Below are 396 nucleotides of genomic sequence, written 5' to 3' on the forward strand. Positions count from 1 at the left end.
GCTTCTCGAGGTTGTGCTGCTCAGACTCCTTGCTAGTCCACCACTTGACAAACTTAAGGGCTGTGGCCTTGTTCTTGCAGTTAGTGGTGATAGCGCAGTTGTGGCCGCCCAGGGTCGGCGTGTAGGCCTTGCCATCAATGGACGGCAACGGGGCAAGACCGAACTTGTCGGGGCCGAGTTCCTTAAGGTCGTTGCCGTACTGGTAAGGCCAGTTACGTAGGAAGAGGACTTTGCCAGACTCGAAGCCATTGCGGCTGTCCTCTTCCTTCCACTCCAGAGCAGCGGTCGGGATGAGTTTGGATTTGAAGGCGTCGACGGCTGTCTGGATACCTTTGATGGACTCCGGAGAGTCGACGGTCACCTTGCCCGAGTCGTCGACGATCGCACCACCGCAGG

The 396-nt window shown here is 57.8% G+C and carries 1 protein-coding gene; it reads right to left on the reverse strand.

Features of this window, described 5'->3' with window-relative positions; all coding sequences use genetic code 11:
* The coding region (locus tag AC066S_RS39875) for an extracellular solute-binding protein (protein ID WP_478272076.1) at nucleotides 1–396 on the reverse strand (396 nt) is incomplete at both ends.

Source organism: Bradyrhizobium sp. CFUWI, assembly GCF_056429085.1.